1 protein-coding gene is annotated in these 1,738 nt (G+C 67.3%); it reads left to right on the top strand.

Translation table 11 applies throughout. The features are described from left to right. On the top strand, nucleotides 1-1,738 hold a 1,738-nt coding region (locus tag ACSFE6_RS31450; protein ID WP_435431258.1), incomplete at both ends, for an RHS repeat-associated core domain-containing protein.

The following is a 1,738-nucleotide window of genomic DNA, read 5'->3' as shown; positions in this document are numbered from 1 at the left end:
GGCGGGCGCCGGCAGTTTGCCTACGACGCGTTGGGGCGGCGGACCACGACCCAGGACGAGTTCGGTGCCATCACCCGTCACCAGTGGGACGCCGTCGGCCGCCTGTTGCAGACCACGCTGCCCAGCGGTGCCAGCCGCCGCTTCAGCTACAACGCCTACGGCCGGGTCATCGCCGAGCGCGACGAGCTGGAGCGCGTCACCCGCTACGAGTACGCCGACGACCTGCACCTGCTCAGCCGACGGATCAATCCCGACGGCAGCCAGCTCAAGTATCGCTACGACCACGCGCAGCTGTTGCTGACCGAGATCGAGAACGAAAGCGGCGATAAATACCGCCTGGACTACACCCCCGGGGGGCTGATCCGCGAGGAAACCGGTTTCGACGGCCGGTGCACCGCCTACGCCTACGACCTCAATGGCCAGTTGCTGGAAAAGACCGAATACGGCGATGACGGTGCGCAGCTGGTCACCGCCTATCAACGCGACAGCGCCGGGCGTCTGCTGGTCAAGACCCTGGCCGACGGGGTCAAGGTCGCGTACCGCTACGACGGTCTCGGGCGGCTGGTCAGCGTCGACGACGGCCAGGACCATCCGCTGGCGTTCGAGTACGACGCCCATGACCGGCTGATCACCGAACACCAGGGCTGGGGCACCCTGCGCTACGGCTACGACGCCAGCGGCCGGCTGCAGCACCTGCGCCTGCCGGACAACAGCCGGCTTGAGTATCACCGCGCCCAAGGCGGGGCGCTGACCGCCATCGACCTCAATGGCACGCGGCTGACCCAGCATCAATACCAGTTCGGCCGTGAACGCCAGCGCCAGCAAGGCCTGCTGCACAGCGACTATGCCTACGACGACCAGGGCCGTTTGCAGGCCCACGCCGTCAGCCAACAGCAGCGCCAGCTGTACCGCCGCGATTATGCCTACGCCGCCAACGGCCACCTCCTGCAGATCGGCGACACCCGCCACGGCCTGCGCCGCTACCAGTACGACCCGCTCGACCGCCTGACCCGGGTGCACCACGCCCGCGAACACACCCCGGAACACTTCAGCCACGACCCGGCCGGCAATCTGCTGATCCACGACCGCCCCGGCCCCTGGCACCTCAAGGGCAACCGCCTGCTGCGCCACGGCGACCGGCACTACGCCTACGACGCCTTCGGCAACCTGATCCGCGAGCGTCGCGGCGATGCGGTCACCGACTACCGCTACGACTGCCAGCACCGCCTGATCGGCCTCAGCCTGCCGGATGGCAGCGAAGCGTCCTACCGTTACGACGCCTTCGGCCGACGCATCGCCAAGACCGTCGACGGCCACACCACCAGCTTTTTCTGGCAAGGCGACCAGCTCGTCGCCGAAAGCAGCCGCACCCACTACCGCAGCTACCTCTACGAACCCGGCAGCTTCCGGCCCTTGGCCATGCTCCACGGCAAAGGCCCAAAAAACGCCCGCCCGTTCTACTACCAACTCGACCACCTCGGCACCCCGCAGGAACTCACCGCCCACGACGGCGAGATCGTCTGGTCGGCGCAATACCACGCCTACGGCCAACTCCGCGAACTGCGCCACGGCAGCGGTGAACCGCTCGAACAACCGCTGCGCTTCCAGGGCCAATACTTCGACACCGAAAGCGGCCTGCACTACAACCGCCACCGCTACTACCAACCGGGCAGCGGCCGCTACCTGACGCCGGATCCGGTGAAATTGGCGGGTGGGTTGAATGCCTACCAGTACACGC

Origin of the sequence: Pseudomonas baetica, from assembly GCF_051216495.1 — a bacterium.
GTDB classification, from domain to species: Bacteria; Pseudomonadota; Gammaproteobacteria; order Pseudomonadales; family Pseudomonadaceae; genus Aquipseudomonas; species Aquipseudomonas baetica_B.
This window is presented reverse-complemented; position numbering and strand designations above follow the sequence as displayed.